We start from the raw sequence: 14,276 nt of genomic DNA, 5'->3' as shown, positions 1-14,276 counted from the left end.
CGTCACGACTTCTTGCGTCGAGGCCGGGGGATCGGGCGCACGACGAGCACCGGGCACGGTGCAGTGCTCTGCACCCGCTGGGCGGTGCTGCCGATGAGGACCTTGTCCGTCAGACCCCGGCTGCCGCTCGCGACGACGATCAGCTCGATGCCCGACACCTTGGCCGCCCGGATGATCTCGGTCGACGGGGTGCCGCTGCGCACCCGGGTGCGCACCGTGGTCGTCTCGGACCAGTCGTCGAACTCCGCGGCGATGACCGCGACCGCAGCCTCCGCCTCGGCCTTGAAGGAGCTCCCGGTGAGCTGCCTGGGGGCCCTGGCGTCGGCCGAGATCTCGTCGACGAAGGACACACTCGCCAGGGGCCGGGTGACGGCCAGGACGAGGATGCTCTCGACCTTGGTGGGGTCCGCGAAGGACTTGAGGTGCCGGGCGGCCCGCAGGGACTGGCGGGAGCCGTCGGTGGCGATGAGCACGTGCATGTCAGCTCTCCAGATCGGTGGTCGGGGTGCCGCCGCCGAGCAGCCGCTCGGCGATGAAGAGGACGACGCCGACGCCCAGCAGCGCGGCGCAGTAGAGGAGCGACCCGGGGTCGTCGTAGATGACGTAGCCGAGGATGAGGAAGTTGGCCACGACACCGATCGCGAGGAGTGCCCGGGGCGCTCTGAAGGTCTCGTCGGTGCGGTCGTGGCGGTCGAGCTTGACGGCGGAGACGATGACGAGCGCGTAGATCAGCAGGGTGAAGACCACCGTGACATTGGCCAGCTGGGCCAGGTCGGCGCCGGAGACGAGCAGCGCGGCGATGACGAGGACGGAGAAGAGGATCGCCAGCCATGGCACCTGACGGCTGCTGACCTTGGCGAAGGGGGCGGGCACGACGTCCTCGCGTGCCATGCCGTAGAGGATCCGCGACTCGGTGACGAGGCAGACCAGGCAGGTGTTGGTGATGGCCACCATGGCGATGATCGCGAAGATGATCGTCAGCACGGCGACCGAGATCGGCAGGATCCCGGTCTTGACGACCTCGAGCAGCGCGGCATCCGACTCAGCCAGCTGCTGGATGGGGACCGTGACGGCCGCGGTGACCGCGATGAGGACGTAGAGGACGCCGGCCGTCGCCATGCCACCGATGAGCGCCCGCGGGAAGTCGCGGCGCGGGTTGCGCGTCTCCTCGGCGAGGTTGGCGGCATTCTCGAAGCCGGTCATGGCGAAGAAGGCCAGCGCGACGCCCGCGAGCAGGCCGAGGGCGGGGTTGCTGTCGGTCGAGAACTCGGCGATCCGGCCGAGCTCGACCTTGCCCTGGACGGCCGCGACCACGCCGATGACGAGCACGATGACCAGGCCGGTGACCTCGACGAAGGTCATGAGCATGTTGGCCACGACCGACTCGGTGATCCCGATGAAGTTGATGATCGCCAGGGCGACGATGAAGGCCAGGGCGACGACGAGCGCCGGTGCCGCCTCCCACACCTCGCCGAAGTACTGGGCGAAACCGGTCGCGAGGGAGCCCGCCGCCGCATAGCTCGCCGACAGCATGCAGAAGGTGATGAAGAAGGTCAGGGTCTTGTTCTTGAAGGCCTTGTTGACGTAGAGGGCGGCCCCCGCCGCCTGCGGGTACTTCGTCACCAGCTCTGCATAGGCGAGCCCGGTGATCGTCGCGACCGTGACACCGACGGCGAAGGCGGCCCAGAAGGCGCCGCCGACCGCTCCGGCGACGAGGCCGATGAGGACGTAGATGCCGGACCCGAGGACGTCACCGAGCACGTAGAAGTAGAGGAGGCGGCCGCTGACACCTTGCTTCAGCGCGGAGTCGGCGTTGAGCTCGGACGACCCTTCGGGGTTGGCTGTGTCGACGGACATCGGCGTCCTTCCGGCCCGGGTGCGTCGCCGGTGCGGCGCGTGCGTCCCGTGATCCACAACACAACGCACGAGGCGCCGTGTCAAACGGAGGGTGGACGCAGCGTGTCGTCAGTCGTCGCCGGACGGGCGTGAGCGGGCCCGCTTGATCTCGCCCCGTCGGGACTTCGCGGCGAGCCGGCGGCGCTGCGACCCGCGGGTGGGTTTCGTGGCCCGACGCGAAGGGGGAGGGGGCGCCAGTGCCTCGCGCAGCAGCGCGGCCATCCGCTCACGTGCGGCGCTGCGGTTGCGTCTCTGGGCTCGGTGCTCCGACGCGTCGACGGTGAGGGTCGTGCCCACGAGCCGGGGCGCCAGGCGGGCCAGCACCCGCTCCCGCTGACGGTCGGTGAGCGAGGTCGTCGTGGCGAGGTCGAGGGAGAGCTGCACGCGGGAGTCGGTCGTGTTGACCCCCTGGCCGCCGGGTCCGCTGGCCCGGCTGAACTGCTCGGTGAGCTCCCCGGCAGGCACGACGAGCCCGCCGGGGATCCCGGGCCCCGAGGGCACGCGCAGCTCGCTCATGACGTCAGGGTCTCACCCGACAGTGCGCCCCGCCCCGCCACCGGCCGCCACGAGGCGCTGGCTGTGCTGCTGCTCCGGCAGGTCCCGCTCGAGCTCACGCACGAGCGGGATGACCTCACGGCCGAAGCGCTCGACCTCCTCGCGCACGTGGAGGAATCCCGTGAGGACGAGGTCGATCCCGACCTTCTTGTACTCGACGATCCGCTCGGCCACCTGCTCGGGCGTCCCGATGAGCCCGGTGCGGAAGCCGTCGTTGTACTGCACGAGGTCCTTGAACTCGCTGTCGGCCCACATCCCCTTCTTGTCCGCGGTGGACGCTCCTGCCTGCTTGACCGCCTCGCCGAAGTCGTTGACCTTGTCGGTGTTCGCCTTGGCGATGATCTCGTCGACGACCGCGACGGCCTCGGCCTCGCTGTCGCGCACGACGGCGAAACCGTTGATGCCGAAGCGGACCCGGCGGCCGTGGAGGGCCGCCTGCTCGCGGACGGCCTGCACCTGCTCGGCGGCACCCTCGAGCGTCTTGCCGTTCATGAAGTACCAGTCGGACAGACGCCCGGCCATGGCCTGCGCCGACGTGGAGTTGCCGCCCTGGAAGATCTCCGGGTTGGTGTCGGGCGCCGGACGGAAGGTGACGTCGCGGGTGCGGTAGAAGTCGCCGCGGTAGGTGAACTCCTCCTCGTCCCACAGGCCGCGCAGGAACTCGATGAACTCCTCGGCGCGGCGGTAGCGCTCCTCGTGGTCGAGCCAGGCCAGGCCGAGGTCGGTGTACTCCTTCTTGAACCACCCGGAGACGATGTTGAGCGCCAACCGGTTGCCGGAGGTGGACTGCGCCGTCGCGGCCAGCTTCGCGAGGATGTGCGGCGGCCACTGGCCGGGGTGGACGGCGGCGATGACCTTGAGCCGCTCGGTGGCCCCGAGGAGGGCGAGGGAGAAGGCCACCGACTCCTGCTGGGCGTCGGCGCCGTAGGAGGCGAGGTAGCGCACCTGCGTCAGGGCGTAGTCGAAGCCGACCTGCTCGGCCGTGCGCGCCATGTCGATGTTGTACGCGGGGGAGTGGTCGGTGCGCTGCTCGATGTCGGAGACGACGAGGCCGCCGGACACGTTGGGGACCCAGTAGGCGAAGCTCAGGGCGTCGGGGCTGGTCACGATGGCTCCTTCGGTCGACTGCGGATTAGTCCTACCAAATAAGAAGGATTTCGATCACCCAAAGGTGTCTCGGTTCGTGGTCAGGCGAGGATCCAGGAGATCGTCTGGTTGTGCGGCGTGGGCACCCCGTGCCGCCTGCCGAGCTCGACCACGCGATCGGCGAAGAGGGCCACCTCGGTGGGGCGGCCGGCGAGCACGTCCTGGAGCATCGACGTGCGCCCCTCGCCGGGCAGGCCGGCGAGGACCTGGTCCCACCGCTCGCAGTCGGCCTCGCCGAGCGGCACGCCCTCGGGCCCGGAGACGGCGATGACCTCGTCACGCAGGGCGAGCATGAGCGAGCGGGCCGGACCCTCGACCGTGAAGTCCGCGTAGGGCCGGCGCAGCACGGCAGAGGCCTGGTTGATGCAGGTGTTGACCATGAACTTCCACCACATCTCGTGGCGCATGTCCGCCGGTGTCTCCCACCGCAGGCCGGCACGGTCGAGCGCGTCGGTGACGGCGTGGACACGATCGGTCGACGCCAGGCCGGGCGCCGTGCCGAGGGTCAGCTGGCCGGGGGAGAGGTAGGTGACCTCACGCCCTTCGCGGCCTGCCGCCATGCCGAGGGCGATGCACAGCAGCACGCTCTCCGCGCCGAACCGCCCGGCGAGGACCTCCTCGCTGTCCAAGCCGTTGAGCACGGAGACGAGTGTGGTCTGCGGCCCGACGAAGGGGGTGACGTCGTCCATCGCAGCCGCCAGGTCGTGGTGCTTGACCGCCACGACCACGAGGTCGACCGGCTGCGGAGCGTCACTGCCGGGATCGAGGACGGACGCCTGCAGCGGGGCGCCGTTGACGCTCAGACCTTCGGTGCGCAGGCGTCCGGCCCGCTCACCCGAGGCGACCAGGGAGGTGCGCAGACCCCCTTCGACGAAGTGCGCGGCGTACATGGCGCCCATGGCACCTGCCCCGACGACGGCGACGGACTCGATGGCCTGGCTCATGGCCGCAGGCTATCGAGGCGCCCGACGAGCCCAACCACGGCGAGGCATGCCGTCGTGGCTGCGACGAGCGCGAGCCCACCGAGGTGCGGCGCGGTGCAGGCCACGACGAGACCGAAGGCGGCGGCCCCGAGCGAGCCCCGGACCACTCCGCCCAGGAGGTCCTGCACGGCACGGGCTCCGCGGTACCGATGGGTCGACGGGGAGAGCACGAGCGCCACGAGCGGGGCGGCCGCCAGCGTGCCGGCGAGGCCCGAGCCCAGGGTCTCGACGGTCGCGGTCAGCGCGATGACGAGAGCGGAGCCGATCGCGACGCGGACGACGAGGTCGTGCCGTGCGCTCCGCCCGGGCCCGGCCATCGTGACCGGCTCGGCACGGGGCCACCAGGCCAGCACTGCCAGGGCCACGAGCACGTGGAGTGCGGCGGTCACGAGGACTCCCTGCGCGAACGTCCGCACGAGGGCGATGCCGATGACCCAGGCGACGAGGGTCATGGCGAGGGCGACGGCGGAGGAGTGGCGTGGGGCTGCGGTCGCATAGGTGACACACATGGCGACGACCGCGATCTGGCCACCGAGCATGCCCAGGGCGCCGTGGGCGAGTGCCTCGGGGCCATGTGACAGGTGGAGCAGGCCCAGGAAGGTGCCGGAGGTGAGGGGGAGCCCGACGACGAGGCCCCCGAGGCGATCACCGAGACGGCCTTGCGCGAGGCTCGCGACAGCGATGACGAGAGGCGGGAGGAGCAGACGGAGCGCGATGGTTTCCACGTGGCACCACCCTCGTCGGACGGCGACCCTGGATGGCGCGGGATGTGCCCCCGCTGCGCGGGTCTGGCCGTGATGATCGCGGCTAGGGCCTGGAATGGGCGATGATGTCACGGTGAGTCCACTCGATCGCCTCGACCGCCAGATCCTCGGCCATCTCGTGCGCGACGGCCGCGCGACCTATCAGGAACTCTCCCGCGAGGTCCGCCTGTCGGCGAGCTCGGTCGCGGAGCGGGTGCGCCACCTGCGCGCGTCCGGCGTCATCCGTGGCTACCGCGCCGAGCTCGATGCGGCTGCCCTGGGTCGGCCGCTGACGATGGTCAGCGAGGTGCGGCTGCGCGAGTCCACGGTCCGCAGGGAGTTTGCCGCCAGCCTCGCGGCCATCCCGCAGATCGTCGCCGGGTCGCGCCTGACCGGCGACTACGACTACGAGCTGCGCCTGGCCTGCCGGGACGCCGAGGAGTTCGAGTCGATCGTCGACCTGTTGCGCGCCGACCACGGCGTCGTCGCCATCCGGTCGCGCATGGTGCTGCACGACCTCGAGATCGACCCCGGGGGACTCGCCGGGCTCGACTAGGGGTCGAAAGTCCGTTGCGGCACCCGACCGCCCGCCCTAGCGTCGGTGGATGAGCTGCGAGCTGAGGTCCTTGTCCTTCGACGTGCGTGACCCGGCCGCGCTGGCCGCCTTCTGGGCGCGGGTCCTCGGCAGAGACGTGGGGGAGTCCGGCACCGAGCTGCTCCCGGCAGGCCCGAGCGACGTCGCGATCCGCTTCTGCCGACGTGACGACGTGCGACAAGGGCTTGGCCGGACTCACTTCGACCTGACGAGCGCCACCGCGGCAGAGCAGGACTCGACCGTCGCGCTGGCTCTCGACCTCGGTGCCTCGCACATCGACGTCGGACAACTGCCGGAGGAGGGGCACGTCGTGCTCGCCGACCCCGAGGGCAACGAGTTCTGCGTCATCGAGGCGGGCAACGGCTTCCTCGCCGACACCGCGCGCATCGGGGCGCTGTCGTGCGACGGCACCCGCGCGGTCGGCCTCTTCTGGAGCGAGGCCGTGGCGTGGCCGCTCGTCTGGGACGAGGGGGAGGAGACCGCCATCCAGTCCCCGGCAGGTGGCACGAAGATCGCCTGGGGTGGCCCGCCCGTCGCGGCCAAGGAGGGGCTCGACAAGCTCCGACTCGATCTCGTCGTGACGGGTGACTCGACGCTCGACCACGAGGTCGAGAGACTCGTCGGGCTGGGGGCTCGGCGGCTCGACCTCGAGCTCGAGCCGGGCGAGGTGCTCCTGGCCGACCCGGACGACAACGAGTTCTCCGTCGTCGCGCAGGGGAGCGAGGGCGATGCCCGGGGATAGCGTGGGCTCGTGATCACCTCGGGCCTCGTCAACGTCTTCACCCACGACGTGCTCCGGGCGCTGGAGTTCTACGGCGGGCGGCTGGGGCTCACGGAGACCTTCCGGACGCCCACCGACGGCGTGCCCGAGCACGCGGAGCTCTCCGCAGGGGGCTTCGTCGTGGCGATCAGCAGCGCCGAGGCCGCGCGCCGCGTCCATGGCCTCGATCCGCAGGTCGGCAGCCCCGCGATGAGCCTCGTCTTCTGGGTGGATGACGTGGACGCTACCTACCGCGATCTCGAGTCCCACGGGGTCGTCGGTCACACGGAGCCCCACGACACGGGCAACGACAACCGCAATGCCGTGGTTCTGGACCCCGACGGCACGCTCGTCGAGCTCGTGGCCAAGCGCGGATGACGAGCGCCGACGGCCTACGGTGAGGCCATGCGCCTGACCGCGGCCGTGCGCGCCTCCGCACGCGACCCACTCCTGCACGTCGCCAAGACCGCCCTGGCGACGATCGTCGCGTGGATCGTCTGCGACCTCGTGATCCCGGACGGTCCGCCGCCGGTCTTCGGGGCGATCGCCGCGATGCTCGTCGTCCAGCCGAGTCTCAACCAGTCCCTGACGAAGGGGGTCGAGCGCAGCGTCGGCGTGGTGGCCGGGGTCCTGCTGGCGACCGGCATGGGTGTCGTGCTCGGCACGGCGTCATGGGTCGTGATGCTGGCCGTGAGCGCGGCACTCGTGCTGTCGTGGGCGCTGCGGCTGACGACCGGGTCGGGCATCCAGATCGCGATCAGCGCACTGCTCGTCCTCACCCTCGGCGCGTCGACGCCGGACTACGCCACGATCCGCATCGTCGAGACGATGATCGGTGCCGTCATCGGCATCGTCGTGCACCTGATGCTCGTCCCGCCGGTCGCGCTGGCGCCGGCTCGTACGGCGCTCGACCTGCTGGGGGAGGAGACGGCAGAAGCCCTCGAACGCCTGGCCGATGCGCTCGTCTCCCGCAAGACCCGACCCGGCCGCCTGCTGCTGCTCCATGACGCCCGGCGGCTGCACCCCCTTCGTGACGAGGCGACGGAGGCCATCGACGCGGCCGAGGACTCGCTGCTGCTCAACCCGCGCGCAGCGCGCTACCGCGGTGAGCTCGCGGCGCTGCGCGACACGCTCGACATGCTCGCCAAGGTCGGCACGCAGGTGCGGGGGATGACCCGGGCCTACGTCGACCACTACGACGAGGGCGTCCGGCAGGAGCCGCTGGTCGCCGGCATCTCCGAGGAGCTGGAGCGCGCCGCGCACGACACCCGGATGAAGCTGCGGCTGGCCGTGCCGACCACGTCGGCGGACGCGCTCGAGGACACGGCGCCCGCGCTGACCGAGCCGCTCGACACGAGCGCACCGCAGGGCATGCGATGGGTGCTCGTCGGCTCGCTCATGGAGGACCTGCGGCGCATCCGGCACGAGCTGGGTGCCGACGGGCGTGGGGGGCAGGGTTCGACGTCCGGTCATGACTGAACTGACATAATGTGGATTATCGGCGTTATGCCGTCTCCGGTGTCGCGAGCGGTTCTCAGGCGTAGATTTCCTTCACCGGCACACCACGCAAGGAGCCTCATGAGCCAGGTCGTCGACTTCACGCACGTGTCCACCGAGGGCCTCGAGAGCTCGCCGGTCGCCGATGCCCTCGCCGGGCTGCGGGCCAACGAGGCGCGCTACTTCAAGAACAAGTACGACCACACCTTCGCCGTCGACGACGCGGCCGACGTGCCCGAGGTCATCGACCGGGTCTCGCGGATCCTCGAGGACGAGCGCGGCATCGTCATCGCCGCTCGGCCGCTGCAGGCCACCGTCGTCGAGGTGGACGGCATCCACTGGACGCACGTCTTCTACGAGTCCGGGCTGGCGATCAACGTGCTGTGGACCCTCGAGGATGGCGGCAAGCGCGCCGTCGGTTTCAAGCTGTCCGACGGAATGGAGGCGCCCGAGGAGCTGTCCGGCTTCAAGTTCGCCCGCCAGAAGTCGAAGCTCGCCGGGACGATCCGCGGCAGCTACTTCGTCATCAAGGGCGACTACCCGGTCTGACCGGCGAGCCTCCCCCTTGGAGCGTGACCGCGAGGACGAGCCAGACATTATGTCAGAAGCGTCCCGGGGTGGGCCCGGACGAGGTGCCGGGTCGAGTGCAACGTGGCCTCGTGGCGCTCGACCGTGGAGTCCGGGACCCACCAGACGCAGGGTGCCGCGAGGTCACCAGGTCGAAGGATCGATCCTCGAAGGGCAAGGCGTCGGACCGGGCGCCGACGACTCGGCACCACGCGGCCCCAGACGAGCACGTGCCCGGACCGAGTTGGGTGGCCAGGCCTCGGTGAGGACGGTGCGCGAAGGGAGGTCAGCGGCCTCGTCGACCACCTCTCCCCCGCGGTGTCGATGTCCAGTGCGGCGCCGGCATCAGCCAGCGCAGCCTCGATCCATCTGACATAACTCGATGGTGGGCGCTCCTCGGTCGTCCGTCCGTCGAGCCAAGCGAAGCCCCAGCCCGTGACGTCGGCGGCGGCCGCTTCGGCGACGAGGTCGTCGAAGGAGCGCACCGGCCGGATCAGTAGCCGTCAGGCGTGAAGTCGACCTGCGTCGGCGGCGCCAGCGCCTCCTTGGACACCTTGCGCCGCGCGGCCGTGTAGAGGTTCATGACGGCCTCGGGGTCGTGCGCTCGACCCTGGGTGATGGCGGTGAGGATGCCGGCGGCCTCGGCCTCCATCGTGCGTCCGTGGCTGCGGGCCACCTCGCTGAGACGAGTCTCGACGTCGGAGCCCAGGTCGTGGATCTCGAATGTCATCTGGATCACATCCCTTCGTCCACCAAGGTACCGCTGGCCCTCCTGCACGTCACGCGTAGCGCCACGCACGGGTGTCGCGTCGTCAGTGACCGTCCACGTCGAAGACCGACCAGCAGATGTCGTTGCGCCCTGCCATGTCTTCGAGGACCAGCTCGCGGACCGCGTCAGGGAGACGCTCGCACTGCCACGCAGCCTCCACCCGGCGGGCCTGCTCGCCCCCGTCGTCGGGTGCCGCCGCCACGGTCGCCTTGATCGCGTAGGCGGCCGCCCCGAGGTCGTGCTCGGCGACGTGGCCGACACAGGCCGCCTGGCCGGCGGCGTAGGCGGCGAACCGTGCGGGTCCGCGCAGCTCGCGAGCCGCACCCATCGCATGCCCGCCCAGGGCGCGTGCCGTCATCATCGGCATCTCGCCATCGGCCCACGTCCGGGTCGCAGCGATCGCCTCGCGCGGCCGACGGTCGTCGGGCACCGCCGCCTCGAAGAGTGGCAGGACGTGCTCCGCGCACTCGGCGGCCCACAGCGCGAGGAGCCGGTGGTCGGCGTCGGTGAGCGTCCCGCCACGCCGGACCATGATCATCCGGGGGTCACGCACTGGCGGCAGGATCACCGCTCGACCACACCCGCGTCACGAAGGGAGGTGAGCGCCGCCCGCACGTCGGCGCGCCCCCCTTCGTCCAGGGGCAGGACGGGGCGGGGCAGCGTGGGGTGCTGCACGAGGCCGAGCTCCTCGGCGAGCGCGGCGACGACTCGGTAGCTGCCGTGGGCGCCGAAGAGCTGCCACAGTGGGTCGAGCCGGCCGGACAGCCGCTGCGCCATCGCACTGTCGCCGGCAGCGGCCGCGTCGACGATCGCGCGGCACGGCCCCGGCAGCGTGCCGGCGAGCACGCTGTACCAGCCATCGCACCCGGCGAGCAGGGCATCGGCAGCCACGGCGTCTCCGCTGATGCCGATCTTCACCTCGGGCGCGATGACCGAGCGAAGGGAGTCCACCCGCGCCCCGACGACGTCCACTCCCCCGGTGACCGGCGGGATCTTGATCGCCGCCACGTACGGGAGCCGGCCGATCCGGGCGTACAGCTCGTCGCTGAAGGCCACGTGCGTGGTGCCGGGGTTGTCGTAGACGACGACGGGCACCGAGACGGCCGCGTCGACGTCGGCAAAGAGCTGGAAGACCTCGTCGTCGGTCAGCGCCTGGTAGGTGACCGGCGCGAGCAGCAGACCGCTCGCCCCGGCGGCCTGTGCGTCGTCGGCGTGGCGCAGGACCTCGCGTGTGCGTACGTGCCCGATGCCTGCGAGAACGGGGACGTCACCGGCGGTGGCCACCGCGAGCTCGACGACCCGGCGGCGTTCGTCCCGGTCGAGGTAGGCATAGCTGCCGGTCGACCCGAGGGCCGTGATGCTGTCGACCGCCGAGCCGTCGAGCTGCTCGACGATGCGCGCGAAGGCTGCCTCGTCGACCGCGTCGTCGACGATCGGCGTCAGCGGGAAGGCGCTCAACCCGCGGAGGTCGGTGGTCGTCACAGCGAGGTGCCAACGTGCGTCACACCGACTCCACGAGGTCGGACCTCAGTGCCTCGAGGTCGCCCGTCCAGCCGCTGCCCTCCATGGCGAGCATCTCGTCGCGCGTCATGACCGGCACCTCGTCGTGGGCGATCTCGAAGTTGGTGGACCCCATCCGTCCACGGTACACATCGCTCATCGGCGATCCCGGACGAGCCGCCGGACCTCGACCTCGTAGCGACTCGCGGCACCGGCCGGGGTGCGGAAGAAGCGGCGACGCAGGCTCCCTTCGACCCGGACCCGGTCCCCCTCGGACAGGCGCTGCGCGGCGCGGCGGGTGACCGCCGTCCAGCAGGCGCAGTCGATGGCATCGACCACGTGGCCCGCTCCCCGGGTGACCACGACCCGCAGCGTCACGAGCTCGTCGCCGCTGGGCAGCTCGCGGACCTGCGTCCCGCCGCTCAGCCGACCGGTCAGCACGACCTCGTTGACCTCCTCGACCGCCTCGCCCGTGCTCGTCGTGGCCATGGCACTCCCCCTTCGTCGGCATGTGGTGCGTCCAGCCTCACCGAACCGGAGAGTCCGCGGACGGGCCCGCCCGAGGCTGTGGACGCAGCCCGTCGACCGGAGGAGGATGTGGACGGCGCCTGGTCACGGATGGATGACGACGGCAACCACGACAGGGCCCGGCGCGTCGGGGGAATCATGGACATCTCACGTCGAACCGTCCTCGGTGCCGGGGCCGCGCTACCCTTCGTCGCACCCCAGGCAGCGTCAGCCGGGCCGAGCCCCACGGACTGGGCCGACCTCGACGCCGCGATCCGCGGCAGCATCGCCAGACCCGGCAGCAGCCTCTACTCCAGCCGTCGGACGCTCTTCGACCCGCGGTGGGACTTCCGCCGACCGGCGGCGATCGCCCGCGTGCTGTCGACCCGGGACGTCGCGACCTGCGTCGAGTTCGCCCGCGCGCACGGGCTGCAGGTGACCGGGCGCTCCGGTGGCCACTCCTACGTCGGCGCCTCGGCCACGACCGGTGCACTCGTCGTCGACACCCGCAGCCTGCGCTCGGTCTGGCTCACGCCCGGCCGCACGCAGACGACCGTCGGCGCCGGAGCCGGCCTCTACGCCGTGCACGAGGCCCTCGCCGCCCACGGACGCTCGATCCCGACGGGCACCTGCCCGACGGTCGGTACCGCAGGGCTCACCCTCGCCGGCGGGCTGGGCGTCGACAGCCGCCGCTACGGCCTGACGGCCGACCGCCTCGTGCGCGCGACCGTGGTCGACGGGCGTGGACGCATCCGCACGGTCGACGCGTCGCACGACGCCGACCTCTACTGGGCGCTGCGGGGCGGCGGATCGGGCGCCGCCATCGTCACCTCCTTCACCTACCGGACCATCCCGGCCACGTCGATGGGCTTCTTCACCCTCAGCTACCCGGCCTCGGCGGCGGCCACGGTCGTGCGGCGCTGGGCCGCCTGGATGGCCGAGCAGCCGAGCGACACCTGGGCCAATGCCCACGTCGACGTCTCCGGCTCCTCGCTGTCCGTGCGAGTCTTCGGCGTCTGCCCCGCGGGACGCCAGGACGCACGGGCGGCCTCTGCCCGCTCCGCGATCGGCGTCACTCCCCTGCGGACGTCGACGACCTCGCGCACCCACCTCGCCGCGGTGGCCTACCTCGGCGGCGGCACGACGACACCGCGCACGCGCTTCGTCGCCGGCTCCGACATCGTGCGGGTCATGACGAGCGGCACCGCCGAGGCCGTCGTCGAGGCGATGCGCTCGGCCGCCTCCCGCGGCCTGGCCGCCGCCGCGATCCTCGACCCGCTCGACGGGGCGGTCCGCACGCTCGGGGCGACGGACACCCCCTTCCCCTGGCGTGGTCACACCGCGAGCGTCCAGTGGTACGTCGGCATGTCCTCGGACGCCGGGTCGACGCAGTACTCACGTGCCCGCTCGTGGCTCGCGCACGCCCACGACCTCATGGGCACGCGCAGCTCCGGCGGCTACCTGGGCTACCTCGAGGCCGGGCGACCGCAGCGCGAGTATCTCTCGACCAATGCCACGCGGCACGCCCGGGTCCGCGGGACCTACGACCCCGACGCGGTCATCCTCTGAGGGCACGATTTCTCCGTCGGGGACCGTCTCCGTAGACTCCGACCAGCGAAGGGGAGTATCCCGACACCCCACGATCGTCACTACGGAGCCCCGGCTCCCGGTCGTGGAGGCGCGCACAGCGTGGGAGAGACGTTCGCGGACCTGTCCGCCGTCCCCACCCGAAGGGTTCCTCCGTGTCCGCCTACCAGATCTTCGAGATCGCCTCGCTGACCGTGCTCAGCGCGATCCTGATCCTCGACCTGCTCCTCGTCATCAAGCGTCCCCACGTGCCGTCGATGAAGGAGTCGAGCGCCTGGGTCGCCGTCTACGTCTCCCTCGCCCTGGTCTTCGCCGGCGTGCTCTTCGCCATGGGCGACACGCAGCGCTCCGGCGAGTTCCTCACGGGCTGGCTGCTCGAGTACTCGCTCTCGATCGACAACCTCTTCGTCTTCATCATCCTGCTCGGCAGCTTCGCGGTGCCGCACGCGCTCCAGCAGCGGGTGCTGATGATCGGCATCCTCATCGCCATCGTCCTGCGAGGCATCTTCATCCTCGTCGGCGTGCAGGTCATCGAGTCCTTCGCCTGGGTCTTCTACCTCTTCGGCGCCTACCTCGTGTACGTCGCGTGGAAGCAGGCCTTCGGCCACGACGACGAAGGGGGTGCCCCCGACAACCTCGTCATCCGCACCCTCAAGCGGCGGCTGAACTTCACCGACGAATGGCACGGGGCCAAGGCCGTCGTGCGCAAGGACGGGGTGCGCTTCTTCACCCCCTTCGTCCTGGTGATCCTCGCCCTGGGCACCGTCGACCTCGTCTTCGCGATCGACTCGATCCCGGCGATCTTCTCGGTGACCACCGACCCCTTCCTCGTCTTCGCGTGCAACATCTTCGCGCTCATGGGTCTGCGCCAGCTCTACTTCCTGCTCGGCGGGCTGCTCGAGCGCCTCGTCTACCTGCACTACGGCATCGCCGCGATCCTCGGGTTCATCGGCGTCAAGCTCGTGCTGCACGCCATGGAGGCCAACGAGGTGAGCTGGATCAACGGTGGCGAGCCGATCACGTGGGTGCCGCACATCGAGACCTGGCACTCGCTCGTCGTCATCCTCGTGTCGATGGTCGTCGCCGTGATCGCCTCCCTGTGGCGGATGCGTTCGCTCGACCGATCGAGCGCCACGCAGGACGAGGAGCGGGAGCGCGTCGACCACTGACC

General features: G+C 71.0%; 18 protein-coding genes. 7 read left to right on the top strand and 11 right to left on the bottom strand.

Translation table 11 applies throughout. From position 1 onward, the window contains the following. Positions 1–2 precede the first annotated feature (2 nt). The 6 genes from NMQ01_RS07935 to NMQ01_RS07910 form a co-directional block, all read right to left on the bottom strand. On the bottom strand, positions 3–479 hold the full coding sequence (locus NMQ01_RS07935) for a universal stress protein (protein WP_255183413.1): 477 nt from the start codon (positions 477–479) through the stop codon (positions 3–5). A 1-nt stretch (position 480) separates the two neighbouring features. Beyond that, positions 481–1,857, bottom strand: coding sequence for an APC family permease (locus NMQ01_RS07930; RefSeq protein ID WP_255183412.1), 1,377 nt, complete (start codon positions 1,855–1,857; stop codon positions 481–483). Between the two features lie 108 nt (positions 1,858–1,965). After that, positions 1,966–2,412 (bottom strand): alternative ribosome rescue aminoacyl-tRNA hydrolase ArfB, encoded by a 447-nt coding sequence (gene arfB, locus NMQ01_RS07925; RefSeq protein ID WP_255183411.1) that lies wholly within the window; start codon positions 2,410–2,412, stop codon positions 1,966–1,968. 12 nt (positions 2,413–2,424) lie between these two features. Beyond that, positions 2,425–3,558 (bottom strand): dimethylsulfone monooxygenase SfnG, encoded by a 1,134-nt coding sequence (sfnG, locus tag NMQ01_RS07920; RefSeq protein WP_255183410.1) that lies wholly within the window; start codon positions 3,556–3,558, stop codon positions 2,425–2,427. A gap of 80 nt (positions 3,559–3,638) precedes the next feature. Next, positions 3,639–4,541, bottom strand: a complete 903-nt coding sequence (locus NMQ01_RS07915; protein WP_255183409.1) for a ketopantoate reductase family protein — start codon at positions 4,539–4,541, stop codon at positions 3,639–3,641. Beyond that, complete coding sequence (locus tag NMQ01_RS07910) at positions 4,538–5,305, bottom strand: hypothetical protein (protein WP_255183408.1); 768 nt, start codon at positions 5,303–5,305, stop codon at positions 4,538–4,540. The genes NMQ01_RS07915 and NMQ01_RS07910 overlap by 4 nt, the downstream gene beginning before the upstream one ends. Before the next feature lie 112 nt (positions 5,306–5,417). Between NMQ01_RS07910 and NMQ01_RS07905 the strand changes: the two genes are divergently transcribed. From NMQ01_RS07905 to NMQ01_RS07885, 5 genes are all read left to right on the top strand, one after another. Further along, a complete protein-coding gene (locus NMQ01_RS07905; protein WP_255183407.1) occupies positions 5,418–5,879 on the top strand; it encodes an Lrp/AsnC family transcriptional regulator in 462 nt (153 codons plus the stop codon). Between the two features lie 49 nt (positions 5,880–5,928). After that, complete coding sequence (locus tag NMQ01_RS07900) at positions 5,929–6,660, top strand: VOC family protein (RefSeq protein ID WP_255183406.1); 732 nt, start codon at positions 5,929–5,931, stop codon at positions 6,658–6,660. Between the two features lie 9 nt (positions 6,661–6,669). Next, entirely contained in the window at positions 6,670–7,056 is a 387-nt protein-coding gene (locus NMQ01_RS07895; RefSeq protein ID WP_255183405.1) for a glyoxalase/bleomycin resistance/extradiol dioxygenase family protein, read from the top strand. Between the two features lie 27 nt (positions 7,057–7,083). Beyond that, a complete protein-coding gene (locus NMQ01_RS07890; RefSeq protein WP_255183404.1) occupies positions 7,084–8,157 on the top strand; it encodes an aromatic acid exporter family protein in 1,074 nt (357 codons plus the stop codon). Between the two features lie 99 nt (positions 8,158–8,256). Further along, positions 8,257–8,724, top strand: a complete 468-nt coding sequence (locus NMQ01_RS07885) for a phage tail protein (protein ID WP_255186297.1) — start codon at positions 8,257–8,259, stop codon at positions 8,722–8,724. A gap of 511 nt (positions 8,725–9,235) precedes the next feature. Here NMQ01_RS07885 and NMQ01_RS07880 read toward each other — a convergent pair. The 5 genes from NMQ01_RS07880 to NMQ01_RS07860 form a co-directional block, all read right to left on the bottom strand. Then, positions 9,236–9,472: a hypothetical protein gene (locus NMQ01_RS07880; RefSeq protein ID WP_255186296.1), complete on the bottom strand. Its 237-nt coding sequence runs from the start codon at positions 9,470–9,472 to the stop codon at positions 9,236–9,238. Between the two features lie 82 nt (positions 9,473–9,554). After that, complete coding sequence (locus NMQ01_RS07875) at positions 9,555–10,079, bottom strand: putative immunity protein (protein WP_255186295.1); 525 nt, start codon at positions 10,077–10,079, stop codon at positions 9,555–9,557. Further along, positions 10,076–10,993, bottom strand: a complete 918-nt coding sequence (locus NMQ01_RS07870) for a dihydrodipicolinate synthase family protein (RefSeq protein ID WP_255186294.1) — start codon at positions 10,991–10,993, stop codon at positions 10,076–10,078. Before NMQ01_RS07870 ends, NMQ01_RS07875 begins: the two co-directional genes overlap by 4 nt. Positions 10,994–11,012: 19 nt before the next feature. Next, complete coding sequence (locus NMQ01_RS07865) at positions 11,013–11,147, bottom strand: hypothetical protein (RefSeq protein ID WP_255186293.1); 135 nt, start codon at positions 11,145–11,147, stop codon at positions 11,013–11,015. 20 nt (positions 11,148–11,167) lie between these two features. Then, the gene (locus NMQ01_RS07860) at positions 11,168–11,500 is read right to left on the bottom strand and encodes a single-stranded DNA-binding protein (protein ID WP_255186292.1); all 333 of its coding nucleotides are present in this window, start codon (positions 11,498–11,500) and stop codon (positions 11,168–11,170) included. Between the two features lie 177 nt (positions 11,501–11,677). Here NMQ01_RS07860 and NMQ01_RS07855 point away from each other — a divergent pair, with 177 nt between their 5' ends. Beyond that, entirely contained in the window at positions 11,678–13,087 is a 1,410-nt protein-coding gene (locus NMQ01_RS07855) for an FAD-binding oxidoreductase (RefSeq protein WP_255186291.1), read from the top strand. Between the two features lie 173 nt (positions 13,088–13,260). Continuing rightward, the gene (locus NMQ01_RS07850; protein ID WP_255186290.1) at positions 13,261–14,274 is read left to right on the top strand and encodes a TerC/Alx family metal homeostasis membrane protein; all 1,014 of its coding nucleotides are present in this window, start codon (positions 13,261–13,263) and stop codon (positions 14,272–14,274) included. Positions 14,275–14,276 lie beyond the last annotated feature (2 nt).

Source organism: Janibacter sp. CX7, assembly GCF_024362365.1.
Taxonomy (GTDB): domain Bacteria; phylum Actinomycetota; class Actinomycetes; order Actinomycetales; family Dermatophilaceae; genus Janibacter.
The sequence above is the reverse complement of the archived record's forward strand: the minus strand, read 5'-3'. Positions and strand labels throughout refer to the sequence as shown.

Coding starts and splice junctions, on each gene's coding strand:
- NMQ01_RS07855 (WP_255186291.1), top strand. CDS start 11,678: ATGGACATCTCACGTCGAACCGTCCTCGGTGCCGGGGCCGCGCTACCC.
- NMQ01_RS07935 (WP_255183413.1), bottom strand. CDS start 479: ATGCACGTGCTCATCGCCACCGACGGCTCCCGCCAGTCCCTGCGGGCC.
- NMQ01_RS07930 (WP_255183412.1), bottom strand. CDS start 1,857: ATGTCCGTCGACACAGCCAACCCCGAAGGGTCGTCCGAGCTCAACGCC.
- NMQ01_RS07880 (WP_255186296.1), bottom strand. CDS start 9,472: ATGACATTCGAGATCCACGACCTGGGCTCCGACGTCGAGACTCGTCTC.
- NMQ01_RS07900 (WP_255183406.1), top strand. CDS start 5,929: ATGAGCTGCGAGCTGAGGTCCTTGTCCTTCGACGTGCGTGACCCGGCC.
- NMQ01_RS07860 (WP_255186292.1), bottom strand. CDS start 11,500: ATGGCCACGACGAGCACGGGCGAGGCGGTCGAGGAGGTCAACGAGGTC.
- NMQ01_RS07890 (WP_255183404.1), top strand. CDS start 7,084: ATGCGCCTGACCGCGGCCGTGCGCGCCTCCGCACGCGACCCACTCCTG.
- arfB (WP_255183411.1), bottom strand. CDS start 2,412: ATGAGCGAGCTGCGCGTGCCCTCGGGGCCCGGGATCCCCGGCGGGCTC.
- NMQ01_RS07885 (WP_255186297.1), top strand. CDS start 8,257: ATGAGCCAGGTCGTCGACTTCACGCACGTGTCCACCGAGGGCCTCGAG.
- NMQ01_RS07865 (WP_255186293.1), bottom strand. CDS start 11,147: ATGGGGTCCACCAACTTCGAGATCGCCCACGACGAGGTGCCGGTCATG.
- NMQ01_RS07915 (WP_255183409.1), bottom strand. CDS start 4,541: ATGAGCCAGGCCATCGAGTCCGTCGCCGTCGTCGGGGCAGGTGCCATG.